Raw genomic sequence first — 25,398 nt, 5'->3', positions numbered from 1 at the left:
GCACCCCTCAGCAGCACCCACCCTGAGGAGGAAGCATGATCGCCACCCTGAACCGCCCGGCGTTCGCCGACGTCCGCATCCGTGACCCGCGTCGGCTGCCGCTCGCGGCCGAGCGCCGGCCCTCCGAGCGCCAGGCCGCACCGGCCGACGTCTACCGCGAGGACGAGGACCTCGTCGCCCGCTTCGACCTGCCCGGCATCGACCCGGCCGAGGACGTCACCGTCGAGGTCGAGGGCCGCCAGCTGGTGGTGCGCGGCGAACGCAAGGACCACCGCGACGAGGACGCCGAGGGCCGTCGGTACTCGGAGGTCCGCTACGGCGAGTTCCGTCGCGTCGTTCCGCTGCCGAAGGCCGTGGACGGTGCGGCCGTGACCGCTTCCTACGACGCCGGTGTCCTGACGGTCACCGTCGCCGGGGTCTTCGCGGGCACGACGCCGCAGCGCATCGAGGTCACCACGGCCTGACCTCGGCGAGCACCTGACCGACGGGTGGTGGCGCGCATCGCGCCACCACCCGTCGTCGTCCCTGGCGACCGTGTCGGGACACACTCCTGGGCAGCGTCGACGGGATGTTGTATCGTTTCAAGCCGTGTGGTTGAACCACACGTCGACGAACATCCCGAGCAAGGAGGCTCAGATGAGATTCGCCCGTGTGCCCGCCGGCGCCGCAGCCGTGGCCGCCGCAGCCCTCGTCCTGACGTCGTGCAGCAGCGACACGGACCCGGGAGAGGACGGTGACAGCGGGCAGGTCACGCTGACGGTCGCCTGGTGGGGCAACGACGACCGCGCCGAGCGCTATCAGGAAGCCCTCGCCCTCTTCTCCGAGCAGCACCCCGACATCACGATCCAGTCCTCCTTCACGTCGTTCGACGACTACTGGACCGCCCGCAACACCGAGGCGGCCGCCGGGGCGCTGCCGGACGTGATGCAGTTCGACTCCTCGTTCCTGCGCCAGTACGCGGGCACGGGCCAGCTCCTCGACGTCGGCCCCTACCTCGGCGAGCAGATCGACACGTCGCAGCTGAACGACCAGCTCATCGACTCGGGTCGGATCGAGGACGCCGTCTACGCCGTCCCGACCGCCACGAACACGCTCGCGATGTTCTACAACCCCGCCGTGGTCGCCGAGGTCGGCATGGAGCCGCCCGCGGAGGATCTCACCTGGGACGAGTTCGCCGACTGGGCCGCCGAGTTCAGCGCAGCCGGTGGCGACCACGACCCTGCCCTGTACGGGACGAACGACTACACGGGCATCTTCTGGGCGTTCCTGCAGCACCTGGTCCAGGAGGGCGTCACACCGTTCACGGACGACGGCCAGATCGGGTTCACCGAGCAGGACATGGCCGACTGGCTCATCTCCGGCGACGCGCTGCGTGAGGCCGAGGCGTTCTTCCCGATCGAGCGCAACGAACAGCTCGCGCCCGAGGGTGGTTTCACGGTGAACGAGCAGGCCGTCGAGATGTCCTGGGACAACTTCCTCGCCGGGTACGTCGCGAGCTCCGGCCAGGAGGACATCACCATGCTGCCCGTTCCGTCCGGGGCCGACGGCGAGAAGCACCTGTTCTCGCGGACGTTCCAGATGGCCGCGTCGGGCACCACCGAGCACCCGGAGGAGGTCGCCACCCTGCTCGACTTCTTCGTCAACGAACCGGAGGTGGGACGCATCTTCGGCACCTCCAAGGGCGTCCCGGCCGTCGAGGCGCAGCGAGACGCGATGGAGCTGGAGCCCGGGTCCGTCGACCAGCGGGTCGTCGACTACGAAGAGTCCGTCGCCGACCAGATCACCGAGCCGGCACCCCTGCCCGTGGAGGGCTTCGGCTCCATCGAGGCTGAGTACAAGCGCCTCGGGGAGGAGCTCGCCTACGGCAGCATCACCGTCGACGAGTTCGTCGAGCAGTGGTTCGCCTTCGCGGACGACGCCGTGGGAGCGATGTAGACCGCCGGACGTCCCGGTCCGGCACGAGCTCGTGCCGGACCGGGACGTCCGGCGGCGGCTCGGTCGAGGCTCTCAGTCGAAGTAGCCGGGCACGTCGATCGCGCCGCCCGCCGCCGCGAACTCCGCGTCCACGGCCTCGCGCAGCGCCGGGTCGCAGAGGTAGTCGAGCGCGACCTGGGCGAGCCCCGCGGCGCCGTCGACGGCGGCCCGCTCGGCGTCCGGCCCGCCCGCCGCCGCGGCGAACGCCTCGGTGTGCAGCGCCACGGAGGGGCCGGACACCTGGATCAGGGGATGGATGCCCGGCACACGGAAGCTGACGTTGCCGAAGTCCGTCGACGCCGCCAGCGTCTCCGAGACGACCCCGCCCGGCAGCACGTCGCGGCCCCGCGCCTCCTGGGCCGCCACCCACCGCCGGGTGAGCGCCTGGTTGGTGCGCACGGGCAGCGACGGGTGGGCGCCGTCGTCCCAGTCGATCTGCACCTCGGTGCCCGTCATGAGCGCCGCACCCCGGGCGACGTCGTCCAGGCGGCGGGACAGGTCGCGCAGCGTGTCCGGATACTTGGAGCGGGCGTAGAGGTGCATCACCGCGCGCTCGGTGATGATGCTGGGCCGCGTGCCGCCCTCCACGATCGTGGCGTGCACACGGTCCGACGGCGGCATCTGCTGCCGCAGCAGGCCGATGCCCTGGTAGGCCAGGTTCGCCGCGTCCAGGGCGTTGCGCCCCATGAACGGCTGCGCGGAAGCGTGCGCCGCCCGTCCCGTGAAGGTCCACGTCAGCAGCCGACGACCGAGCCAGACCTGGTCCGCGACGTCCACCCCGTACGGGTGCACCATGATCGCGGCGTCGACGTCGTCGAACGCGCCGGCGCGAGCCATGACCTCCTTGCCGCTGTGCCCCTCCTCGGCCGGCGTGCCGAGCAGGACGACCCGGCCCGACGGCGCGTCCGGACCGGTCATCACCCCGTGCAGCGCGAGGAACGCCCCCACGCCGGCGGCCGCGATGACGTTGTGACCGCAGGCGTGCCCGATCCCCGGCAGGGCGTCGTACTCGGCGCAGACGGCGATCGTCGGCCCGCCGGACGGACCGGGAGCTGCCAGCTCCGCCCGGAACGCGGTCGCGGCGCCGTGCACCCCGAGCTCCGCCTCGATGCCGTGCTGCGCGAGGAGGTCGACGAGCAGGCGGGCGCTCTCGTGCTCCTCGAAGGCGGTCTCCGGGTGGGCGTGCAGGGTCTGCACGACCCGCACCAGGTCAGGGCCGAGGGCGGCGGCCGCCGTCTCCACCGCGGCCCGCAGCGCGGGCGGCGCCCCGCCGTCGCCCACCGGCACGGGCCGTGCGGCCTGCGCCGCGAGAGCGACGCGACGGCGTTCCTCCGTCTCGTCGACGACGTGGTCGAGGTACGCGGTGCTGGGCGGGGGCAGTCCATCCACAGGCATGCCGTCATCGTACGGATCCGTCGGTCGACGAGGGTGCCCGCCGTCCGGAACGCACGGAACGCTGTTGCCGGTCCGGCAACGTCGTTTCCGCTGCGCGACCGGGCGGTGGAGCATGGAACCGCCCGCACCCTCAGGAGGCCCGATGCCCCGCGAAGTCCGTCTGCTCGACGACGTCCGCCCGGACGAGTCCGACCACGAGTTCCTGCCCGGCATGTCCCGCGCCTGGCTGATGCCCTGGTACGACCTCACCGCCCGCTTCCGGGGCCTCGGCCGCCTGTGCCGCCGCACGGTCGAGCTCGCCCAGATCGCCTCGGGAGAGCGGGTGCTCGACGTCGGTTGCGGCACCGGCAACCTGTCGCGCGAGGTGCTGCGCGCCGCCCCGGACGCGGTCGTCACCGGATTGGACCCCGACAGCGAGTCCCTGCGCCGCGCGGCCCGCAAGCTCCGCCGCCGGCGGCGTGGTGAGGTCACGCTGGTGCGCGGGTTCGCCCACCGCCTGCCCGTGCCGGACGCCAGCCAGGACCACGTGGTCTCGTCCCTCGCGCTGCACCACGTGCCGGCCGAGGAGAAGGAGCGCCTCGCCGCGGAGGTCGCGCGGGTGCTGCGGCCGGGCGGTCGGGTGACCGTCGCGGACTTCGGCGGGGACCACGCGAGCGCCCACGGTCACGGGGACGAGACGTCAGGGCACCGCCACGACGGCAGCACCGACGGCGGGCACGGCACCCACCGGCCCGGGGGCCACCGGCACCGGCCGGGAGCGTCGGGGCGACAGCCCGGGCACGGACCGGGCAGCGGCACCCACGACGCCGACAACGCCGACGGCGGGATCGAGCGGCTGCTCACGACGGCCGGCCTGGCGGACGCACGCACGCTGGAGCGGATGCCGCTGCTCGGCGACTCGGTGGTGTTCGTGCAGGCTCGCCGCCTCTGACGGACGGGCCGCGCCTCAGGCGCCGTCCGACGGAGCGAACTGCGACAGCACGAGCACGGCACCCTGCGGGTCGCGGACCTCCGCCTCCCGGGTCCACTCCGTCTCGGTGGAGGAGAGCACGGTCGCGCCCGCGCTCTCGGCCGCCGCGACAGCGACGTCCCGGTCCGCGACCGCGAACGCGACCGACCACCGGGCGGGGCCACCGTCCTCGACGACCCCAGCGACTACGTCCGCGAACCCCGGTGGCGCGAACGCCTGCCGCTCGAAGATGTCGGGGTCCGACGTGGCGGCCAGGTGCTCCCCGTAGCCGGGCACGCGAGCCATGCCCACCGCCAGCTCCGGGTCGACCTCCCAGCCCAGCACCGGCCCGTAGAAGTCCAGGGCCGCCACCGGATCGGGCGTGAGCAGGTTGCTGAAGTTCCACGTGCCGGGCGCGTTGACCGTCTGCGCGCCGAGCCGGGTCCCGGCCTCCCACAGCCTGCTGGGGGCTCCCTGCGGGTCGCGGATCCGCGCCATCCGGCCGGCGAGCCGGTCGGAGGGTCCCACCGCCTCCGGCCCGGTCTCGACCACGCCACCGGCCGCCGCGACGCGCGCGGCCACCACCACGACGTCGTCCACCGCCAGGTAGGTGTTCCAGGCGAGCGCGCCGTCGGCGGGGACGTCGGGGGTCGCGACGGCAGCGACGGCCGTGGCGTCCGTCCCGTCGAGCGACGCGACGACGTAGCGGCCGGGCACACCGGGTGGCAGCTTCTCCGTGAAGGTCCAGCCGAACAGCGCCCCGTAGAACGCGAGCGCCGCGTCCACGTCCGGCGGCTCGAGGTCGATCCAGCACGGCACGCCGTGCGGGTAGGTGTGCGGTGTCGTCGCCATGGACCCAGCGTGCCGCGCGCCACCGACACTCCGTCAGTCCGGGTCGGTCGGGTCCAGCGGCTGGTCGTGGTCGAGGTTGACGGTGCCGCGCCGCCAGTAGCCGGAGATCGCGAGCTGGTCCGGGCGCGCACCGGCCTCGTGACGCAGGTACCGGCGCACGGGTACCAGCTCGCCGGCCTCACCGAGCGCGACGAGTAGCTCGCCGTCGTCCAGGCCGCCCAGCGAGCGCACGGCCTCCTCGAGCTGACCGGGGCCGTCGGTGCGGTAGAGGATCTCGACGTCGGCGTGGCCCAGCTCGGCCTCCACGAACGACTCGTCGACGTCGTCGCCGATCTCCACGACCGCCGTCACGCGGACGTCCGGCCCCACGGCCTCGACCCAGCGCGCTGCGGCGGGCAGCCCGGTCTCGTCGACGACGACGGTCAGCCGCTCGACGCCCTCCGGCACGGCGACGCTCGCACCCGGCCCCACGAGCACCACCTCGTCGCCCACGGCGGCGCGCGACGCCCAGGCCGAGGCCGGGCCCTCGTCGCCGTGCAGCACCCAGTCGACGTCCACCTCGGCCACGCCGTCCACGGTGCGCCGTGCCCGCACCGTGAGCTCGCGCGAGATCGACACGGCGCCGGTGGGTCGCTGGATCCCGCCGTCGGGGGCGACGGTCGGCGCGTGCAGCTCACCGGTGGCCGGGTCGGGCAGGAAGACCTTCACGTGGTCCTCGGGCCCCGGGGACCGCAGCGCCGCGAGGGACGACGCCGCGGCCGGGTCCGCGCCGTCGGCGTCCCGGAACGTGGTGCGCACCATCGAGCCGGTGAGCCGGCGGACGGCGTGCACGCGCACACGACGGGGGACGAGGTCGAACGAGGTGCGAGGTCGGGTGAACACCTCTCGATCCCATCACGGCCGGTCGGCCCCGCGGAAGGGCGGCCCTGGTGCGCAGGCCCCGCGTCCGGGACACTGGGGCACATGACCGATCCGCACCAACCGCCCCAGCCGTCCTCGACGCCCGGCGGGGAACCTGCCCCCGGGCCGCAGGGTTCCGAGCAGCCGCAGGACCCGTCGCAGCCCGCGTCCGGGTACGGCCAGCAGTCGGGCACCCAGCCGGGGTACCAGCAGCCCGGACCTCAGCCGGGGTACCAGCAGCCCGGCTACCAGCAGTCCGGCTACCAGCAGGCGGGCTATCCGCCGGCCGGGTACCAGCAGCCGGGGTACCCGGCGCCGTATCCGCCGGACCCCCCGGGCAGGACGATGGGGATCGTCGGCTTCGTGCTCGCGTTCGTTCTCGCACCTGCGGGCATCGTCGTCTCCGCGATGGCGCTGTCGGAGTCGAAGAAGGCCGGTGTCGACAACCCGCTGGGCACGTGGGGGCTGTGGTTGTCGATCATCTTCACGGCCCTCGCCGTCCTCGCCGTCCTCGCCTACATCCTGTTCTTCGTCGTCATGTTCGGAGCGATGGTCTCGACCACCAGCGGGGTCTACTGACCCGCGGCGGCACGTCGGGCGGCGCCCGGAGGAACCGGACGCCGCCCTCCGCCGTGCCGACGGCCCCTCAGCCGAAGAAGACCCGCAGGTCCGCCACCACGTCGTCCGGGACCTCGAGGGCGGCGAAGTGGCCGCCGCGCGGGAGCTCGGACCAGTGCTCGATGTGGGCGTTGTCACGCTCGGCGAGGCTGCGGATCGTCTGGAAGTCGTCGGCGAAGACGGCCACCCCGATCCGACCGGTGCTGACCACGGGCTCCGCCTGCGCGCGCTGCTCGGCGCGGTACTGGCGCACCGCCGTCGCGTAGGTGTTGGTCAGCCAGTACAGGGTCGCCTGGGCCAGCACCTGCTCGGGCCGCACCAGCGACGTGCCGTTGCCGAAGCTCTCGAAGAGCTCGTGGTAGGCCAGCACCGCGACAGGCGAGTCCGCGAGACCCGCGGCGATCGTCTGCGGCCGCGACGCGTTCATGGTGTTGTAGGCGCCCACCGACCGGAACCACTGCATGTGCTCCAGCGCCGCGTACTCCCGCGGGCCGAAGGAGTCCATCTCCCCCTCGGCCCCGGACGGGAACGAGAACAGCTGGAGCACGTGCGCCCCGAGGAACCCCTCCGGGTCGACGACGGCGAGCTCCCGGCCGACGAGCGCGCCGTTGTCGCTGCCGTGCACCCCGTAGGCGTCGTAGCCGAGCGCGCGCATGAGCGTGTCGTACGCCCGCGCGACCTGCGCCGTCGTCCAGCTCTCGCCGACCAGGGGCGTCGAGAAGCCGAACCCGGGCACGGACGGGATCACCAGGTGGAAGGCGTCCTCGGCCCGGCCGCCGTGGGCGACCGGGTCGACCAGCGGGTCGATCATGTCGAGGAAGTCGAGCACGGATCCCGGGTAGCTGTGGGCGAGCAGCAGCGGCGTCGCGTCCGCGTGCTCGGAACGGACGTGCAGGAAGTGGATCGGCTGGCCGTCGATCTCCGTGCGGAAGCCCGGGTAGGCGGCCAGGCGGGCCTCGACCGCGCGCCAGTCGAAGCCCTTCCACCGTTCGACCATGTCGCGCAGGTAGGACTCCGGCGTGCCGTACTCCCACGAGTCGCCGGGGGCGGCGGGGGCGAAACGGGTGCGCTCGAGGCGCTCGTGCAGGTCGTCCAGGTCCGCCTGCGGGACCTCGACGGCGAAGGGGCGGACGGTGAGCTGAGCGGTGGTGTCCATGGCGGTTCTCCCGGTGTCGGCGCGGGGCTCGTGCCCTGCTGATGTCTCCGACACTAAGAGGGGTTCAGGAACGTTTCGCTCCGGTATTCTGCACCGGTCGCGATGATCTCGGAGGAACCTCATGACGGCCACCTCGGCCCGCCTGCTCGCGCTGCTCGGCCTGCTCCAGTCCCGCCCAGACCGGAGCGGCGCCGAGCTCGCCGCACGCCTCGGTGTCACCGACCGCACCGTCCGCCACGACGTCGCCCGGCTGCGCGAGCTCGGCTACCCCGTGGACTCGGTACGCGGCCCCGGCGGCCGGTACCGGCTCGGTGCCGGCGCGCGCCTGCCCCCACTCCTGCTGGACGACGCCGAGGCCGTCGCCGTCGCCGTCGGACTCCGCTCCGCGACGGGGACCGCCGGGTTCGAGGAGTCCGGGCAGTCCGCCCTGACCAAGCTGGAGCAGGTCATGCCGGACCGGCTGCGACGCCGGCTCGCCGCCCTGCGCTCGGCCAGCACGGCCGGCCCCGCCAACACCGACTCCGACGTCGAGGACCCGCCGGTCGATCCCGACACGCTGACCGCCGTCGCCGACGCGATCCGCGACCACCAGGGGCTGCGGGCCTTCTACCAGGGCGAACCCGTCGAGATCGAGCCGTACCACCTCGTCGCGTGGCAGCGGCGGTGGTTCCTGGTCGCCCGTGACGTCTCGGGCGCGGGCTGGGCCCCGTACCGCGTCGACTGGTTGGAGCTGCGCACCCCCGGCGGGCGGCGCTTCGCCCCGGCACCGTTCCCGGGCGACCTCACCGACTTCGTGGTCCGCGAGGTCGCCCGGACCGGCTGGGCCGTGCACGCCCGGATCGTCGTCGACGCCACGGCCGAGGACGTGCTCGCGCGGATCAACCCGGCGGTCGGCACGGTCGAGCCGCTGCCCGACGGCCGCTGCGTGCTCGTCACCGGCGGTGACAGCGTCGAGACGGTCGCGGTGTGGAGCGGCATGCTCGGGTTCGACTTCCACGTCACCGAGCCGCCGGAGCTGGTCGAGCACGTGCGCGTGCTGGCCGCCCGCTACGCGCGGGCGGTGGCCGGCTCCGGCTGACGAGACAGGTCCCGGCGCGTCACCAGCCAGACCGCCCCCGCGCACAGCAGCGCTCCCGGGAGGGCGAGCAGCCCCGGGACCTGACCGAGCTGCAGCGCGGCCCACAGCGCGGTGGCCGGTGGCGTGAGGTACAGCAGGGCGCTCACGGTCTGCGGCCCGCGCCGTCGCAGCACCAGGAAGTAGCACCCGTACCCGCCGACCGTCGACAGAACCACCACCCACACCACGGCCGCCCAGAATCTCGGGGCGCCCGCGGGCGCGGAGATCTGGCCGGTCGCGGCAGCGAGGCCGACGAGGGCCGCACCCGCCGCCAGGGTGTGCACGGCCAGGTCGGCGACGACGTCCCCGCCCTCGGGCGCGCGACGTTCCAGGAGCGTGCCCACGGACAGCGACAGCATGCCTCCGAGCGGGAGCAGGTACACCCACGCCGGCGCCGCTCCCTGACCCAGGTCGCCGAGGACGACCAGCAGCACGCCGGCCAGGCCGACGACCAGCCCGACGCGCTGACCCGACGTCGTGCGCTCACCCCACGCCACCTGCGCCAGCACGGCGACCACCAGGGGCTGCAGCGCGGCGACGAGGGCCGCCGTGCCGGCGTCGACACCCAGCGCGACGCCGCCGACGATGCCGCCCAGGTAGCCGGCCTGGGTCAGCAGTCCGACGACGACGGCGTGGCGCGCGCGCCGACGTGTCACGCGGCGTCGTCGTCCGGCCAGCACGGCGAGGAGCACGAGGGCCAGCGCCCCGGCGAGCAGGTACCGCCAGGCGAGCAGGGTCAGCGGAGAGGCGTCGCGCGTGCCCAGCTCGGCCCCGACGAACCCGGAGCTCCAGAACACGACCAGGCCGACGGCCGCCAGAGTGTCTCGTCTCATGGCCTCGACGTAACCATACCGGTCTGTATACTCGCAGTACCCTCTTTCACCACCCCGTGGAGGTCACCATGACGACCACCCTCGAACCCCCCACCCCCGTCTTCACCGAGCCGGTGCTCACCCCCGCCGGCCACAGCCTCCTCGACGCCGCCAGCGAGCTCTTCTACACCCGCGGCATCCGCGCCGTCGGCGTCGACCTCGTCGCCCTCGAGGCGGGGACGACGAAGAAGACGCTCTACGACCGCTTCGGTTCCAAGGACCGGCTCGTCGCGCAGTACCTCACCCGCCGCGGCGCCCGGTGGCAGCACCACGTCCTCGAGCTGCTCGCGGCCCAGCCCGACCCCCGGCGGCGCGTGCTCACCGTCTTCGACGCCCTCGAGGAGTGGCACGCAGGCCAGGACCGCGGGTGCGCCTTCGTCAACGCGTACGCCGAGGTGGGCGCCGGAGACGACGCGACCCGCGACGTCGTCCGGCGCGAGAAGGACTGGATGCGCCGGCTCTTCGTCACCCTCGCCACCGCGGCGGGCCTGCCCGCGCCCGAGGCGACCGGCGCCTCCGTCCACCTCGTCTACGAGGGGACGCTGGTCCTGTCGACGGCCGGTGGCCGCCCGGCCGCACTGGCCGAGGCCCGCGCCACGGTCGAGACGCTCCTGGCCGCGTCGGCGCCCAGCGCCGAATGAGGTTGCGAGGACTGGGAGAATGAGGGGTCGTGAGCACTGAGCCATCCCCCGCCCCGCAGCCCGCCGACGACGGCGGTGCGCGCGGCGACCGCCCGGACCGTCGCAGCGGTGACCAGCAGGGCGGGCGGCGCACCGGCCAGGACGGCGCCCGACGACGGCGCGGCCGCGGGGCGCGGAAGTCGGGGGCCGCGCGGAACGGCGGCAACCCGAAGGGCGGCGCCCGGGACGGTGCCGCGCGAACCGGCCGCGGCCCGGCACGGGTGAGCCGCGACCAGCTCGACCGGGCAGCGGCGGCCCGGTCCGCCGTCGTCGTCCCGCCCATCACCTATCCCGAGCAGCTCCCCGTCTCCGCGCGGCGCGAGGACATCGCCGCCGCGATCGAGAAGCACCAGGTCGTGGTCGTCGCGGGTGAGACCGGCTCGGGCAAGACGACGCAGCTGCCCAAGATCCTCCTCGAGCTCGGCCGCGGCCGGAAGGGCCAGATCGGGCACACGCAGCCGCGCCGGATCGCGGCGCGGTCGGTCGCCGAACGGGTCAACGAGGAGATCAACGGAGCTCGGCCCCAGCCTCTCGGCGGGGTCGTCGGCTACCAGGTGCGGTTCACCGACACCTCCAGCGCGGACACCCTGGTCAAGGTGATGACCGACGGCATCCTGCTCGCGCAGATCCAGCGCGACCCGGAGCTGCTCGCCTACGACACGATCATCATCGACGAGGCGCACGAGCGGTCGCTCAACATCGACTTCCTGCTCGGGTACCTGTCCCGGCTGCTGCCGCGCCGCCCCGACCTCAAGCTGATCATCACCTCCGCGACGATCGACTCGGAGCGGTTCGCGGCGCACTTCTCGCCCGCCTCCTTGGAGCGTTGGGCCGCAGCGGAGAGGACGGTGGAGGCCGAGCGCAGCGCGGCATCCGCCGGCAGCGGCGCGCAGGCGCAGAGCGACCAGAAGGATCGTGCGCCGGTCATCGAGGTCACCGGGCGCACCTACCCCGTCGAGATCCGCTACCGGCCGCTCTCCCCGGACAGCGACCCCGACCGCCCCCAGAAGAAGAAGGGCGAGGAGAAGGACCTCGTCACCGGCATCGTCGAGGCGTGCGACGAGCTCATGCGCGAAGGTCCCGGCGACATCCTCGTGTTCCTCTCCGGCGAGCGCGAGATCCACGACGCCGCCGACGCCCTCGAGGGCCACCTCAAGGAGCGCGCCCGCGACCCCAAGCACCCCCAGCACGTCGAGATCCTGCCCCTGTACTCGCGGCTGTCCGCCGCCGAGCAGCACCGCGTGTTCCAGCAGCACTCCTCGCGACGCATCGTGCTGTCCACGAACGTCGCGGAGACCTCGCTGACCGTGCCCGGCATCCACTACGTCGTCGACCCCGGCACCGCCCGCATCTCGCGCTACTCCAAGGCCACCAAGGTGCAGCGGCTGCCGATCGAGCCGATCTCGCAGGCCTCGGCGAACCAGCGGTCCGGCCGCTCCGGCCGCGTCGCCGACGGCGTCGCCATCCGCCTCTACGCCCAGGACGACTTCGAGAGCCGGCCCGAGTTCACCGAGCCCGAGATCCTGCGGACCTCGCTCGCGTCGGTGCTGCTGCAGATGATCTCGGTCGGCGTCGTCACCACGCCCGACGACGTCGCGAAGTTCCCGTTCGTCGAGCCCCCGGACACGCGCGCCGTGCGCGACGGCGTCCAGCTGCTCACCGAGCTCGGCGCGCTCTCGGTGCAGGAGCGCGACGGCAGCGGGACGAGAGAAGCGCGGCTGACCGACGTCGGGCGCACCCTCGCGCAGCTCCCCATGGACCCGCGTCTGGCCCGCATGATCATCGAGGGCGCAAAGCACGGCGTCGCCCGCGAGGTCGCGATCATCGCCGCCGCGCTGTCCATCCAGGACCCGCGCGAACGCCCGGCGGAGTCCCGGGCACAGGCCGACCAGATGCACGCCCGGTTCACCGACCCGACGTCGGACTTCCTCACCTACCTCAACCTGTGGGAGTACCTGCGCTCCCAGCAGCGCACGATGGGTTCCTCGGCGTTCCGGCGCACCTGCCGGGCCGAGTACATCAACTTCCTGCGGGTGCGCGAGTGGCAGGACGTCGTCGCCCAGCTCCGGCAGATGTCCGGCCCGCTCGGCATCGACCTGTCCCGCCCGGCACGGGAGGCGCAGCCCGCCGACCCCGAGAACCCGGACGACTGGCGGCACGCCTGGGACGGCGACACCGTCCACCGGTCGCTGCTCGCCGGGCTGCTCTCCCAGGTCGGCATGCAGGAGACCAGCGACGTCAAGGCGTCCTCCGTGGCGCACCTGCGCGGCGAGGCCCGGGCCCGGGCGCTGCGGCAGGCCGCCAAGCGCGCCCGCAACGAGTACCTGGGGGCGCGCGGCGCGCGGTTCGCCATCTTCCCCGGGTCGCCGCTGAGCAAGAAGCCGCCCGCCTGGATCATGGCCGGCGAGCTCGTGGAGACCTCCCGGCTGTGGGCCCGCGACGTCGCCCGCATCCAGCCCGAGTGGGCCGAGGAGCTCGCCGGAGACCTCGCCAAGCGCACCTACGCCGACCCGCACTGGTCCACCAAGCAGGGCGCCGCCATGGCCACCGAGAAGGTGCTGCTCTACGGCGTGCCGATCGTCGCGGACCGCAAGGTGCTGTTCGGGAAGATCGATCCGGTGGGTGCCCGAGACCTGTTCATCCGCCACGCCCTCGTGGAGGGGAAGTGGACCACGCATCACCGGTTCTTCGCCGAGAACCGCCGCCTGCTCGCCGAGGCCGAGGAGCTCGAGGCGCGCTCCCGCCAGCGTGGGCTCGTCGCCAGCGAGGACGACCTGTTCGCGTTCTACGACGAGCGCGTGCCGGCGTCGGTGGTCAGCGCCCGGCACTTCGACACCTGGTGGAAGAAGGCCCGGCGCGACGACCCCGAGCTGCTGACCTTCACGCTCGACCAGCTCGTCGATTCTGCCGATACCGCTGCGCTCCCCGAGATGTTCCCCGAGACGTGGACGCAGGGCGACGTCACCCTGCCGCTCACCTACCAGTTCCAGCCCGGCACGGACGCCGACGGCGTCACGGTCCACATCCCGCTGTCCATCCTCAACCGGGTCGCGCCCGAGGGGTTCGACTGGATGGTGCCCGGCCTGCTGGACGAGCTCTGCGTCGCCACCATCCGCTCGCTGCCCAAGGCGGTGCGGCGCGAGCTGGTCCCCGCGCCCGACGTCGGTGCCGCCGTCGCGCACTGGTTGCGCGAGAACACGCCCGCGTGGGCGGACATGGCGCGGGCCGGTGACATGGCGTCGCCGTTCCACGTCGAGTTCTCGCGCGCCGTGCGCGAGCTGCGCGACGTCGTCATCCCCGACGACGCCTGGGACGCCGAGCGCGTCGAGCGGCTGCCCGCCCACCTGCGCATGACGTTCCGCGTCGAGGACCCAGCCGGCTCCTCGGGTGACGGGCGCGGGCGCAGCGGCGGCAAGAAGGGGCGCTCGAAGCGACCTGCTCCCGTGCCGCTCGACGAGTCCAAGGACCTGCTGTCGCTGCAGAAGCGGTTGGCCCCGCAGGCGGAGGCGGCGGTGCGGGCGGCCGTGAAGGGGGCTGTGGGGGTCGCGCTCGAAGAGGCGGCGCGGGCAGCGTCTGGGTCGGGTTCGGGGCCGTCGGGGGTGGGTGCGGCAGCCGGTCCGACGTCGGACACGCCCGGGCGTCCATCCGCCTCGGTCGTTCCTCCCTCGGCTCCCGCCAGGCCCAGCCAGCCCGGGCTTTCGTCCGACGCCGGACCGGCCGCCTCCGCTGCGTCGTCCCCATCCGCTGACTCCCGTCCGGGTCACGGCGTCGTCGTGGCGGAGGAGACCGGGCTGTCGACGTGGCCTTCCGTGCCTGGTGGGGAACTGCCTCGGGTGGTGTCGACCGACCTCGGGGGCGGGGTCGTGGTGCAGGGGTATCCCGCGCTGGTCGAGGAGCGGGACGCGAAGGGTGCGCCGTCGGTGGCGCTGCGGGTGCTGGCCGACGCCGCTGCGCAGGAAGCGGCGCACGAGCGCGGGGTGCGGCGGCTGCTGCTGTCGGAGACGGCGCTGGCGACCGCGCGCATCACGTCACGATGGTCGTCGAAGCAGTCGCTGACTCTCGCGGCGGCGCCGTACCGGAACACCGAGGCGTTGGTCGCCGACCTCCAGCTGGCCGCGGTCATCGCGCTCACCAGTGCCGACGAGCTGAAGGCTCCCGGGACGCCCGTCGGCGGACCGGTCGCTGTACAGATTCGGGACGCCGAGACGTACAAGGAGTCCGTGGCGTTCGTGCGCCAGCACCTGGAGGACGAGGTGCACCGCGTCGTCGGCCATGTCGTGGCCGCGCTCAGCGCGTGGCGGACCGTCGAGGGCGAGGTGCGGGCGTCGTCGTCCCTCGCGCTGCTCAACACGCTGCAGGACATCCGCGACCACGTGGCCGGGCTGGTCCGCGACGGGTTCGTGGCCGCGACGCCACCGCGACGGGTGCCGCACCTCGTGCGGTACCTGCGGGCGGCGTCGTACCGGCTGGAGAAGGCACAGTCGAATCCGCACCGCGACGCCGAGCTCGCCTGGAAGGTGCACGACGTCACCGAGGCGTACGACCGCGCCCGGGCCGCGTACGCCTCGGGTGCCGCGGATCCCGCGCGGGAGACCGAGCTCGCCGAGGTGCGCTGGCTGCTCGAGGAGCTGCGGGTGTCCCTGTTCGCGCAGCAGCTCGGCACCGACGGCGCGGTGAGCGAGAAGCGGATCCGCAAGATCCTGACCCCCGGCGGCTGGTGACTCCGTTCGGCACTTCCTGCCTCGTTCGGCAGCTTGAACTGCCGAACGGAGCACGAAGTGCCGAACGCGCGCCGACCGTCCCCACCCGACCCCCCGGAGACACCTCGATGCTCGACCCGCTCGCCGACCTGCTCTGGCTCACCCCGACCGAAGCGCTCGCCGTCGTCCTCGCCACGACCGGCATGTACCTCGCGATGATGCTGCTGGTGCGAGTGATCGGGCAGCGGATGCTCGGCGCGATGTCGAACTACGACCTGGTGGCGATCATCGCGTTCGGGGCCATCCTGGGGCGGGCGGCGCTGGGCGACGTCGCCGTGCTGGGCGGCGGACTGGTGGCGATGCTGACTCTCGTCGCCCTGCAGTCGGTCGCCGGGGCGCTCATCGTGCGGCCGCTCGGCGCCCGGGCGATCACGACCCGGCCCATCGTGCTCATGGCCGACGGCCGCGTGCTGGAGGATCAGCTGCGCCGCGCGCACGTGGCGGGGACCGAGCTCGCCTCGCAGCTCCGGATCGCGGGCGTCCACCGGCACGACGACGTCGCGGTCGCCCTGCTCGAACCGACGGGTGCGATCAGCGTCCTGCGGCGCGGGACGCCGATCGACGCGGAGCTGCTGGAAGGTGTCCTCGGCGCCCGCCTGGTTCCGGAGCACCTGCTGGGGCGGCGCAGCTAGCGTGAGCCGGTCGTGAGCCCGGGGTACTGACCGGCGGTCCTCAGGGCGGCCCAGGGTCGAATCCGGGGGTCACCGGATACCGAGGTACCGCCGTCGTGCCTAGTGTCGAAGCATGAGCAATCCTCAGACCGTCCAGCAGCCCCGCAAGCTCTACCGGCCCGGCAACGGCCGCGTGATCGGCGGGGTCTGCGCCGGCATCGCCGACTACCTCGGCTGGAGCCGGGGACTCGTGCGCCTCCTGACGGCGCTCTCGATCCTCATCCCCGGCCCGCAGGTCCTGGCGTACATCGTGTTCTGGATCCTCATGCCGGACGAGCGCAAGGTCTACGGGGCCTGAGCGCTACCTCGGCGCGAGTAGCGCTACCTCGCGCCGAGGGGCGCTACCTCAGCGGAGGTCGGTGGGGGGCACCGCGTCCATGTCGGTGAAGTCCTGGTTCTCCCCCGCCATCGCCCACACGAACGCGTACGACGACGTCCCCACGCCCGAGTGCACGGACCAGCTCGGCGAGATGACCGCCTGACGGTCGGCCACCACGAGGTGGCGCGTCTCGGTCGGCTCGCCGCACAGGTGCAGCACGCGCGCGTCCGCGTCGAGGTCGAAGTACAGGTAGCACTCGGTGCGCCGGTCGTGGGTGTGCGCGGGCATCGTGTTCCACATGGAACCCTCGTGCAGCCGCGTGACGCCCATGACCACCTGGCAGGACTGCACGCCCTTCGCGTGGACGACCTGCTCCAGGGAGCGGCGGTTCGACGTCACCTGGTCGCCCAGCTCGAGGGTGTTCCCGTCGCCCGGGAGGTTCAGCACGGTGGGGTACGAGGTGTGCGCCGGCGCGCTGAACAGGTAGAACGCGGCGCCCTCGCCGGCGAACGACACGTCCTGGGTCCCGCTGCCGATGTACAGCACGGCGCAGTTCGGCAGCTCGTACGTCTCGCCGTCGGCCGTCACCGTGCCGGTGGACCCGACGTTGACGATCCCGACCTCCCGCCGCTGCAGGAAGTAGTCGGCGCGCAGCTCGGCCGGGTTCGGCAGGGCGACGGGCTCGCTCCCGGGCAGCACGCCACCGATCACGATGCGGTCGTGATGGGTGTAGACGGTCCGGGCCTCGCCGGGGACGAACAGGTCCTCGACGAGGAACCGGTCGCGCAGGCCCTGGGTGGTCAGGCCGGGGACCTCGGTCGGGTTGGTGGCGTAGCGCTGTTCCATGGGTGGTGCTCCGATCGGTCGTTCGGGTCAGGTCGGCGGTCGGCGCCTCAGCGCACGAGCCAGCCGCCGTCGACGGGGACGACGGCGCCGTGCACGTAGGCGGAAGCGGGCGAGGCGAGGTAGACGAAGAGGCCCGCGAGGTCCTCGGGAGTACCCCACCGGCCGGCGGGGATGCGCGCCGAGATCGACTGCTCACGCGCCTCGTCCGCCCGGATGGGTGCGGTGTTGTCGGTGGCCATGTAGCCGGGGGCGACGGCGTTGACGTTGACGCCGCGGCCCGCCCACTCGTTGGCGAGCGCCTTGGTCAGGCCCACGACGGCGTGCTTGGACGCCGCATAGCCCGGCACGAGGATGCCGCCCTGGAACGAGAGCATCGAGGCGACGTTGACGATCGAGCCGGCGCCCCGCTCGAGCATCCCCCGGCCGACGGCGCGCGACAGGTGGAACACGGCGTCGAGGTTCACCGTGAGCACGGTGTCCCAGTCCTCGGCGGGGTGCTCGGCCGCCGGGGCGCGGCGGATGGTGCCCGCGTTGTTGACGAGCACGTCCACCGGGCCGAGGGTCGCCTCGACCTCCGCGACGGCCGAGTCGAGCTCCGCCGGTGTCGCGGTAGCCAGGTCGCGGCGCACGCTGAGCACCCGCCGGCCGAGGGCCTCGATGCGGGCGACGGTCTCGGTGGGCTCGCTGCGGTCCAGCAGCGCGACGTCGGCGCCCGCCTCCGCGAGCGCCACGGCGGCCCCCTGGCCGAGTCCGCGGCTGGTGCCGGTGACCAGCGCGACCTTCCCGTCGAGCCGGAACTGGTCGAGGATCATGCGTTCCCTCCGTCCGTGCCGCCGTCGGCCCGCGTGGCGGGCCACCACGGCGAGACCCAGCCGGGCAGCGTGAGGCGGGTCAGCGCCTCGAGGTAGTAGTAGTCGCCCCACAGGCAGCCCTCGTCGACCCCCTTGCCCTTGGGGGCGTCGTAGACGGCGTGCAGCAGCAGCGCGTCCGCGGCCGCGCCGTCGGCCGGGGCGTACCCGGCGACGAGCGCAGCGAGCATCTCCCGCCCGGCGGCCTCGTAGCGCGCCGCCCGCTCCCCGTCCGGCGAGACGGAGGCGAGCTCGAGCAGCCCGCAGGCTGCGATGGCCGCCGACGACGAGTCGCGGGGCGCGTCGGAGCCGTCGCCGTAGACGAGGTCCCAGTACGGCACCCCGTCGGCCGGCAGGTGGGCCAGGAAGTAGTCGGCGCAGCGCTCGGACGCCCGCAGCGACTCCCGGTCGCCCGAGGTGCGGTGGTGCAGGGCGAACCCGTAGATGCCCCACGCCTGGCCGCGGGCCCAGCAGGAGTCGTCGCCGGCGCCCTGCTCGGTGGCACCGCGCAGGGGCTCGCCGGACTCCGGGTCCCAGTAGAAGGTGTGGAACGTGGAGTCGTCGTCGCGCAGCAGGTGGGTGCGCACCTGGGCCACGTGCCGGTCGACCACGTCCGCGTAGCGGCGGTCACCGGTGGTCTCGGTGGCCCACGTCAGCAGCGGCATGTTCATGAGGCTGTCGACGATGGTGCGCCCGCGCTGCGCCGGGTCGGACAGGTCTCCCCACGCCTGGATGATCCCCGCCGAGGGCAGGACCCGCGTCAGCAGGTGGTCCGCCGCGGCCAGCGCGGCGTCCCGGGCCGCCTCGTCCCCCGCCAGCCGCCACGCGTTGACGCACGACAGCGTGTACAGGAACCCGAGATCGTGGGTGTCGAGGTCCTCCCCCGCGTGCACCCGCCGGGCGAAGTCGGCGGCGTGCCGCAACGCCGAGGCACGCAGCTCCTCGTCGCCGGTGAGCTCGACGGCGAGCCACTGCATCCCGGGCCAGAAGCTGGTGGTCCAGTCGCGGTTGGCGCCCTCCGCGAAGTCGCCCGTGGCCGGGCGCAACGGGTAGCGGTCGTCCCGCGTCGTGGAGTCGGGGTACAGCGTGCCGAAGGCCGTGGCGTTGCGCCGCACGGTCGCCACGGCGGCGGCGACGGCGCCCGGCAGGACGGTCGGCAGCGCGCGTGCGGCTCCGGGCGGCGGGTCGGTGGGCGCCGTGGCGCGCACGTCGGTGGAGGACATGGGTCGATCTCGCTTTCCGGCACACCGTGGTGCGCCGTCGGGATGGTTCAGGAGGCCGCGTCGGACGCGAGCCGGGGACCGCCGTCGGGCACGACGGACCGCAGCGCGAACCGGCACCCGCCCCAGACGACGAAGAGCAGCGGGGCGGCGACGAACCCCAGGCCGACGGCGGGCCGGGTGGCGACGATGCCGGCCAGGAGGCCCAGCACGGCCAGGGCGGGCAGGCTGAGGTACCAGCGCCGCACGGCCAGGTACAGGCTGGTGCGCAGCAGGTCCCGCAGCCGGACGCCCGGCAGCTCGGGCACGGCCGCGAGCGCCACGACGGCGGTGAGCACCGTCAGGACGATGAGGGTGACGAAGACGGGGATCGCCGCCGCGCCGATGCGGGCGCCCCACACGGCGGCGACGTCGACCGCGAGGACGACGACGGCGGCGCTGGTCGTCGCACCGATCGCCAGCGCCCGCCGGGCGTGGCGGCGGTAGGCGCGCCAGAACGTGCGCACCGCCGTCGTCGACCCGTCGGCCGACAGCGCGGCGAAGACGGCGAACGCGGCGACGAGGGCGGGCGCCACGAGCGGGGAGAGCGCCGCGAGCGCCGGCCAGGACGCGGTCGGGTCCGTGGCGAGCAGCAGCACGAGGACCGGCAGGCAGGCCACGACGAGCATCGCGTTGGTCGCCAGCCCGACGTACACGGTGCCGAACACCGTCTCGTACGCCTCCTGGCTGACGAGCCGACGGCGCGGCGTCCCGGCGCTCATCCTGTGCCCTTCTGGGCTGAGCGCTGCGGTGCCTCGCCCCCGGTACACCTCGTCCCTCAGCGTCCCGGCGCGGGGGCTCCCGGCGCTCATCCTGTGCCCTTCTGGGCTGAGCGCTGCGGTGCCTCGCCCCCGGTACACCTCGTCCCTCGGCGTCCCGGCGCGGGGGCTCCTCGCGCTCATCCCTTGACCCCCGCCGTCGCGATGCCCTGCACGAAGAACTTCTGCCCGAACAGGAAGATGACGGCGATCGGCAGCACAGAGATGACCGAGCCCGCCATGATGAGCGCGTGCTCCGCGTTGTACTGCCCGACGAACGTCTGCAGGCCGAGCTGCAGCGTCCACAGGTCGGGGCTGCGCAGGTAGATCAGCGGCCCGAGGTAGTCGTTCCACGTATTGACGAAGGTCAGCAGCGTCAGGCTGGCGATGGCCGGGGTCGACAGCGGCAGGATGATCCGCCGCCAGATGCCGTACTCGCTCATCCCGTCGATCCGGGCGGCCTCGCTCAGCGACTCGGGGATGGACTCGTAGTACTGCTTCATGAGGAACACGCCGAACGCGCTGAAGGTCTGCAGCGCCAGGATCGACCAGAGCGTGTTGGAGAGCCCGACGTTCGAGAGCATGACGAACTGCGGGATCATGTACGCCTGCCACGGCACGGCGATCGTGGCCACGTAGAGCAGGAACAGCGCGTCGCGGCCCGGGAACCGCATCTTGGAGAACCCGTAGGCCGCGAAGCTCCCGGTCAGCACCTGTAGGAACGTCACGCCCACCGACAGGACCAAGGTGTTCTTGATCCACGTCGTCATGTCGGACTTGGCCCAGATGTCGAGGTAGTTCTGCCACACGAACGGGTCGGGGATCCACTGCAGCGGCACTGTGAAGACCTGGTTGTTCTCCTTCAGCGAGGAGATCACCATCCACACGAACGGCAGCAGGATCCCGGCGGCGGCCACCGCCAGCGCGGTGTAGCCGGCCACGCGGGACGCCTGGCGCCGCCACCGTGCCCGCACCTGGGCGGGTCGCAGCGGCGTGGCCGACGGGTCGACGGGCGGGGAGACGGCAGCCATCAGGCGTCCCTCCTTCGGTTCCAGAGGAACTGGACGATCGTCACGGCGATGCAGAGGAAGAACAGCGTGACGGCGACGGCGGAGGCGTACCCGAACTGGTTCTCCTCGAAGCCCTTGGCGTAGATGAACTGGCTCAGCACCAGCGTCGACTGCCCGGGACCGCCGTCGGTCATCACGAGGATGAGGTCGAAGACCTTGAGGCTGTTGATCGTCAGGATCACGGTGACGAAGAACAGCGTGGGGCGCAGGCACGGGAGCGTGACGTTCCAGAACCGGGACCACGGCCCGGCGCCGTCGACGCGCGCCGCCTCGTAGAGCTCGGGGGGCACCGTCTGCAGCCCCGCGAGCAGGAGCAGCATGTAGTAGCCCATCTCGCGCCACACGCCGACGATGATCACCGCGGGCATCGAGGAGTCGGCCGACGTGGTCCAGCCGGGCGGGTCGTCCACCCCGACGAAGGTCAGGAACTGGTTGATCGGCCCGTACTCCGGGCTGAACAGCATGTTCCACACCACCGCGATCGCCACGATCGACGTGATGTACGGGAAGAAGGCGACCGTGCGGAAGAACGCGACACCGCGCAGCTTGCGGTTGAGCAGCAGCGCCAGGCACATCGACGCCACCAGCGTGGCCGGGATGTGCACGGCCGAGTAGTAGATCGTGTTCCACAGCGCGGTGCGGTAGCTGGGGTCACCGACGAGCCGGGTGAAGTTGTCGAGGCCGACCCACTCGGCCCCGCCGAACACGTTCCACTCCGTCAGGGACAGGTAGAACAGCGTCACCACGGGGATGAGGGTCAGCAGCGCGAACCCGACGAAGTTCGGCAGGATGAAGCTCCACCCGATGAGGGTGTTGCGCCGCTTGAGCCGGCTGCCCGGCCAGCGCCGGCGGGGGCCGGACGGCACGTCCGGGAGGGGGCCCGGTGGACCGCTGCGGCGGTCGTCGACGGCGGTCGTCGCCATGGGTGACTCCTGTGTCTCGGCGGGTGGGCCCGGGGGCGCCGCGTCGTCCGCGGCGCCCCCGGGACGGGGGCTCGGCCCGGGCCTCAGCCGACCTCGGAGGCGGCGCGGGACTCGGCTCCGGCAACGGCGTCGGCGACCGACGAGGACTCGGACATGATCTCCGAGTGGGTGTCGCCCAGGATGTTCTGCAGGGCCGCCGTGTCGGGGTCCACCGGGTTCTCCGGGCGCGTGTCGTGGGTGGCGAACGCGAACTTCGACAGCTCGTCGGTGGGCACGCCCTCCAGGCCGAAGTAGGTCTCCACGACGCCGTCGCTCAGCAGCGCCGGGGTGATGCCGATCTCGGCGAGCGCGTCGGCGCCGCCCTCACCGGCGGCGAACGCCAGGAAGTCCTTGGCGGCGGCGACCTTCTCCTCGTCGATGGACGGGTTGATGCCCAGGCCCGTCGGGTCGCCGAAGGTCACGGGGGTCGCGTCCATGCCGGTCGTGGCGGCGTCGACCTGCGGGATCGGGGCCATGCCCCACGCGAACTCGTCGGCCTCGCCGGACTCCTGCTGCGCGAGCAGGGTGGCGACGTACCAGGAGCCCATGGGCATCATCGCGGCCTGCTGGGTGCCGAACTGCGCCTGGTAGGTGAGCTGGTTGGTGGTGACCGTGCCGAAGTCGGCCTGCGCCCCGGCGTCCTGCAGGGCGACCGCCTGGTCGTAGAAGGGCTCGAGGTAACCGAAGTCGCCGCTGGTGAGGTCGGCCCCCTCGGTCTGGGCGAGGGCGAAGCCCTGCACCACCGACTGCCACGCGTGCTGGTAGGTGCCGAGGGCGTCGCTGTCGGCCTCCTCGAGACCGCTCGTGAGGTCCTCCGCGGCGGTCGCGTAGTTGTCCCACGTCCACGAGCCGTCCGGCTCGGCGACGCCGGCCTGCTCGAACAGGTCCTTGTTGTAGTAGAGGAACCAGGAGTCCTGCCGGTAGGGCACGGCCCAGCTCGCGCCGTCGACCTCGTAGAAGTCGGCGCCACCGGTGGCGGGGTCCAGGCCCTCGGTGACGTCGGAGACGTCCAGGAGCTGACCGCCGTCCTGGTACGTCCAGAAGTTCTTGAGGTTCTTCAGCACGTAGACGTCGGGAGCCGAACCGGCCGCCAGGTCCGCGATCATCTGCGTGTCGTACTCGGTGGCGTCGTACTCCGCCAGCTCGACCGTGACGTCGGGGTTCTCCTCGTGGTACGCGTCGGCGAGGGTCTGGAACTCGGGCGTGGTCGCCAGGCTCCACCCGGCCAGGGTCAGCGTGACCGGGCCCTCGGCCTCGGCGGGGGGCTCGTCGCCGCCGCCGCTGCTGCAGGCAGTCAGGGCCAGGACGACCGCGGCGGTGCCGGCCGCGGTGGGGATCATGCGCTTCATCGGTGCTCTCTCCTTCGAGTGGACGGCCCGCCGTCGGGCCGTCGTTGCCTGCGTGGTGTCGTCAGTCCAGACGGGTCGACGTGGTGACGCCGTCGGGCCAGCGGACGACGGCGTCGGTGCCGTCGAGCGTCAGGGTGGCGGGATCGTCCGCCGGGGTGGTGCCCGGGGCGGCGCCCCGGTCTCCGCGCAGGGTCACGAGGACGGCGAGCCGACGTCCGGGCTCGACCGCGGCGTCGAGCACCGGGACCCGCGCGGGGTCACCGAGCGGGCTCGCCCCCTCGCGCTCGACCGTGCCGGCGCTCCAGTCGCCGACGAGCGGCTCGAGCCGCGACTCGAGCCCGTCACCGGCGACCGCGGGCCAGCCGGACACGCGCAGCGCGACCGGTGCGGCGCCGTCGGGCACGTCGTCGACGCGGACGCACCGCACCTCCCACGGGCCGCGCACGAGCGAGACGGTGGTGATCGTGCCGGCCGCTGTGGCGGTGCCGCGCCGACCGGACCCGTGGTCGCGCTGACCGGGCTCGACGTCGAGCCAGTGGGCCGCGGCCCTGGAGGCCGCGACGGCGGTGCTGCCGTCGTCGAGCAGCTCCGGTGCGCGCAGGACGTCGAACCCGGTGCGGTGCGACGCCCGTCCGGCGGCGTCCAGCAGGACCACGGACTGCTCGGCGGGGGACTCCCAGCTCTGCTCGTCGAGCCACGGGCTGGTGGCCGTCGAGTAGCCGAGGCGTGCGTACAGCGGCGAGTCGCCCACCGCGGCACCGGGCAGCGCGTGGTCGGTGCCGTGGTTCACGACGCGCACGACGCCGTCGTCCCGGGTGCCGCTGACGATCCAGCCGGGTGCCGCGACGGTGCGCAGCACGTCACCGGTCTCGACGGGCAGCGGTTCGGCCGGGGCGGTCCAGGCGGGGTGGTTGGCGGGCAGGGCGAGGCCGAGCATCCCCTTGCTCGCCCAGTACGGCGAGCCCGGCCCGGAGTAGGCCTGGGCGATGCGGGGCCAGTCGTGGTGCCAGCCCAGGGTGAGCAGACCGTCGTCGTCGGGCGCGCCGTGGGCGGCGAAGTGGCCGACGACGGCGGAGGCGGCGTGGCGCAGCCGCCCGGGCGAGTGGGTGGGGACCTCGGCCAGGGCGCCGACCCAGAACGGTGCTGCCGCGGCGAAGCGGTAGGCGAGCGAGCGGCCCTGGACCAGGGGCGAGCCGTCGCCGCCGACCAGCGCGAGGGCGTCGCCGAGGAAGCGGTCGAGCTGGGCGACGTCGCGCTCGCGACGCGGGGCGGCCAGGTCGGCGGCGCCGGTCATGCGCGCCCACAGGGTCGGGTAGAGGTGCAGCGCCCAGCCGTTGTAGTGGTCGAAGGACCGCTCGGCGCCGTCGGCGAGCCAGCCGTCGGCGCGGGCGAACGTGTCGTGGGTGGCGAGGTCCTCGCGCATCTCGGCCACCGAGTGCGGGCCGCCGACGCCGCGCAGGAACGTCTGCACGACCAGGCGGAACCAGACCCAGTTGATGCGCGGGTACGTGTCGTCGCCGACGGCCTCGGCGAGGTAGTCGACGACCTGCTCCTGGACCCGGGCGTCGAGCCGGTCCCAGACCCAGGGGCGCGTCATGTCGAGCATCAGCGCGATCGACGCGGCCTCGACCTTGGCCTGCGCGTGCTCGGACAGGCGCTGCCACCGTTCGGGGGACGCAGGGTCCGTGCCGGCGTCGAGCCCGGCCGCGAAGCGCTCGGCGTACCCGTGCGGGTCCGCCCCTCGCTCCCCCGCGAGGCGGAACCCGGCGAGCAGGAACGTGCGGGCGAACCCTTCGAGGCCGTCGATCGCGCGACCGTAGCCGCCCTCGGCGCCCGGCAACGTGACAAGGGCGCCGACCGGCGAGGTGAACGGGGCGACGGCGGCGAGCATCCGGTCGGCGTGGGCGGCCCAGCGGTCGCGGTCCCAGGCGTCGGCCGTGGCGGCCCCCCGGTTCGCGCCGGGAAGACCGTGGAGCGCCGCTGACTCGAGCATGTCGTCCTTCGTCGTCGACCTGCGGTCGCCTCCGAGGCGACCGGTTCGGT

At 73.3% G+C, this 25,398-nt stretch carries 22 protein-coding genes; 9 read left to right on the top strand and 13 right to left on the bottom strand.

Annotation, left to right across the window (positions count from 1 at the left end):
- Positions 1–35: 35 nt before the first annotated feature.
- Together AC3RJ8_RS00685 and AC3RJ8_RS00680 are read left to right on the top strand one after the other, a co-directional pair.
- Complete coding sequence (locus AC3RJ8_RS00685; protein ID WP_489714057.1) at positions 36–464, top strand: Hsp20/alpha crystallin family protein; 429 nt, start codon at positions 36–38, stop codon at positions 462–464.
- 172 nt (positions 465–636) lie between these two features.
- Positions 637–1,935 (top strand): ABC transporter substrate-binding protein, encoded by a 1,299-nt coding sequence (locus AC3RJ8_RS00680; protein WP_489714056.1) that lies wholly within the window; start codon positions 637–639, stop codon positions 1,933–1,935.
- A 72-nt stretch (positions 1,936–2,007) separates the two neighbouring features.
- Here AC3RJ8_RS00680 and AC3RJ8_RS00675 read toward each other — a convergent pair whose 3' ends face one another.
- Positions 2,008–3,369 carry a M20 family metallopeptidase gene (locus tag AC3RJ8_RS00675; protein ID WP_489714055.1) on the bottom strand — a complete coding sequence of 454 codons (1,362 nt, stop codon included), beginning with the start codon at positions 3,367–3,369 and terminating at the stop codon, positions 2,008–2,010.
- Positions 3,370–3,511: 142 nt separating this feature from the next.
- Here AC3RJ8_RS00675 and AC3RJ8_RS00670 point away from each other — a divergent pair, with 142 nt between their 5' ends.
- Entirely contained in the window at positions 3,512–4,300 is a 789-nt protein-coding gene (locus tag AC3RJ8_RS00670) for a class I SAM-dependent methyltransferase (protein ID WP_489714054.1), read from the top strand.
- 15 nt (positions 4,301–4,315) lie between these two features.
- On the opposite strand, the gene AC3RJ8_RS00665 is transcribed toward AC3RJ8_RS00670, so the two are convergent.
- Together AC3RJ8_RS00665 and AC3RJ8_RS00660 are read right to left on the bottom strand one after the other, a co-directional pair.
- A complete protein-coding gene (locus tag AC3RJ8_RS00665) occupies positions 4,316–5,170 on the bottom strand; it encodes a VOC family protein (RefSeq protein WP_489714053.1) in 855 nt (284 codons plus the stop codon).
- Positions 5,171–5,203: 33 nt separating this feature from the next.
- Positions 5,204–6,052 carry a siderophore-interacting protein gene (locus tag AC3RJ8_RS00660; protein ID WP_489714052.1) on the bottom strand — a complete coding sequence of 283 codons (849 nt, stop codon included), beginning with the start codon at positions 6,050–6,052 and terminating at the stop codon, positions 5,204–5,206.
- A gap of 81 nt (positions 6,053–6,133) precedes the next feature.
- Between AC3RJ8_RS00660 and AC3RJ8_RS00655 the strand changes: the two genes are divergently transcribed.
- Complete coding sequence (locus AC3RJ8_RS00655; RefSeq protein ID WP_489714051.1) at positions 6,134–6,649, top strand: DUF4190 domain-containing protein; 516 nt, start codon at positions 6,134–6,136, stop codon at positions 6,647–6,649.
- Between the two features lie 67 nt (positions 6,650–6,716).
- On the opposite strand, the gene AC3RJ8_RS00650 is transcribed toward AC3RJ8_RS00655, so the two are convergent.
- Positions 6,717–7,844 carry an epoxide hydrolase family protein gene (locus AC3RJ8_RS00650; protein ID WP_489714050.1) on the bottom strand — a complete coding sequence of 376 codons (1,128 nt, stop codon included), beginning with the start codon at positions 7,842–7,844 and terminating at the stop codon, positions 6,717–6,719.
- Between the two features lie 121 nt (positions 7,845–7,965).
- Between AC3RJ8_RS00650 and AC3RJ8_RS00645 the strand changes: the two genes are divergently transcribed.
- On the top strand, positions 7,966–8,922 hold the full coding sequence (locus tag AC3RJ8_RS00645) for a helix-turn-helix transcriptional regulator (RefSeq protein ID WP_489714049.1): 957 nt from the start codon (positions 7,966–7,968) through the stop codon (positions 8,920–8,922).
- On the opposite strand, the gene AC3RJ8_RS00640 is transcribed toward AC3RJ8_RS00645, so the two are convergent.
- Positions 8,892–9,794: a DMT family transporter gene (locus AC3RJ8_RS00640; protein WP_489714048.1), complete on the bottom strand. Its 903-nt coding sequence runs from the start codon at positions 9,792–9,794 to the stop codon at positions 8,892–8,894. The genes AC3RJ8_RS00645 and AC3RJ8_RS00640 overlap by 31 nt on opposite strands.
- A 68-nt stretch (positions 9,795–9,862) precedes the next feature.
- On the opposite strand from AC3RJ8_RS00640, the gene AC3RJ8_RS00635 reads away from it, so the two are divergent.
- The 4 genes from AC3RJ8_RS00635 to AC3RJ8_RS00620 all read left to right on the top strand — a co-directional run bounded on the left by AC3RJ8_RS00635 (position 9,863) and on the right by AC3RJ8_RS00620 (position 16,242).
- Complete coding sequence (locus AC3RJ8_RS00635; protein WP_489714047.1) at positions 9,863–10,474, top strand: TetR/AcrR family transcriptional regulator; 612 nt, start codon at positions 9,863–9,865, stop codon at positions 10,472–10,474.
- A 29-nt stretch (positions 10,475–10,503) separates the two neighbouring features.
- Complete coding sequence (hrpA, locus tag AC3RJ8_RS00630; RefSeq protein ID WP_489714046.1) at positions 10,504–15,234, top strand: ATP-dependent RNA helicase HrpA; 4,731 nt, start codon at positions 10,504–10,506, stop codon at positions 15,232–15,234.
- Between the two features lie 107 nt (positions 15,235–15,341).
- Positions 15,342–15,905, top strand: coding sequence for a DUF421 domain-containing protein (locus tag AC3RJ8_RS00625; RefSeq protein WP_489714045.1), 564 nt, complete (start codon positions 15,342–15,344; stop codon positions 15,903–15,905).
- 112 nt (positions 15,906–16,017) lie between these two features.
- Positions 16,018–16,242 (top strand): PspC domain-containing protein, encoded by a 225-nt coding sequence (locus AC3RJ8_RS00620; protein ID WP_489714044.1) that lies wholly within the window; start codon positions 16,018–16,020, stop codon positions 16,240–16,242.
- 48 nt (positions 16,243–16,290) lie between these two features.
- Here the strand turns inward: AC3RJ8_RS00620 and kduI are convergent, their stop codons facing one another.
- From kduI to AC3RJ8_RS00580, 8 genes are all read right to left on the bottom strand, one after another.
- On the bottom strand, positions 16,291–17,109 hold the full coding sequence (kduI, locus tag AC3RJ8_RS00615) for a 5-dehydro-4-deoxy-D-glucuronate isomerase (protein WP_489714043.1): 819 nt from the start codon (positions 17,107–17,109) through the stop codon (positions 16,291–16,293).
- A 47-nt stretch (positions 17,110–17,156) separates the two neighbouring features.
- Entirely contained in the window at positions 17,157–17,921 is a 765-nt protein-coding gene (gene kduD / locus AC3RJ8_RS00610; RefSeq protein ID WP_489714042.1) for a 2-dehydro-3-deoxy-D-gluconate 5-dehydrogenase KduD, read from the bottom strand.
- Positions 17,918–19,180, bottom strand: a complete 1,263-nt coding sequence (locus tag AC3RJ8_RS00605; RefSeq protein WP_489714041.1) for a glycoside hydrolase family 88 protein — start codon at positions 19,178–19,180, stop codon at positions 17,918–17,920. The genes kduD and AC3RJ8_RS00605 overlap by 4 nt, the downstream gene beginning before the upstream one ends.
- Positions 19,181–19,227: 47 nt before the next feature.
- Positions 19,228–19,938 (bottom strand): ferredoxin-NADPH reductase, encoded by a 711-nt coding sequence (locus AC3RJ8_RS00600; RefSeq protein ID WP_489714040.1) that lies wholly within the window; start codon positions 19,936–19,938, stop codon positions 19,228–19,230.
- Positions 19,939–20,114: 176 nt separating this feature from the next.
- Complete coding sequence (locus tag AC3RJ8_RS00595) at positions 20,115–21,005, bottom strand: carbohydrate ABC transporter permease (protein ID WP_489714039.1); 891 nt, start codon at positions 21,003–21,005, stop codon at positions 20,115–20,117.
- Positions 21,005–21,967 (bottom strand): carbohydrate ABC transporter permease, encoded by a 963-nt coding sequence (locus AC3RJ8_RS00590; protein ID WP_489714038.1) that lies wholly within the window; start codon positions 21,965–21,967, stop codon positions 21,005–21,007. Before AC3RJ8_RS00590 ends, AC3RJ8_RS00595 begins: the two co-directional genes overlap by 1 nt.
- Positions 21,968–22,050: 83 nt before the next feature.
- Entirely contained in the window at positions 22,051–23,355 is a 1,305-nt protein-coding gene (locus AC3RJ8_RS00585) for an ABC transporter substrate-binding protein (RefSeq protein WP_489714037.1), read from the bottom strand.
- A 61-nt stretch (positions 23,356–23,416) separates the two neighbouring features.
- Positions 23,417–25,348, bottom strand: a complete 1,932-nt coding sequence (locus AC3RJ8_RS00580; RefSeq protein WP_489714036.1) for a DUF2264 domain-containing protein — start codon at positions 25,346–25,348, stop codon at positions 23,417–23,419.
- Positions 25,349–25,398: the final 50 nt, after the last annotated feature.

Source organism: Isoptericola sp. MSGPD8_1_ISO-PGPR-S23-394 (assembly GCF_058072785.1).
This window is presented reverse-complemented; position numbering and strand designations above follow the sequence as displayed.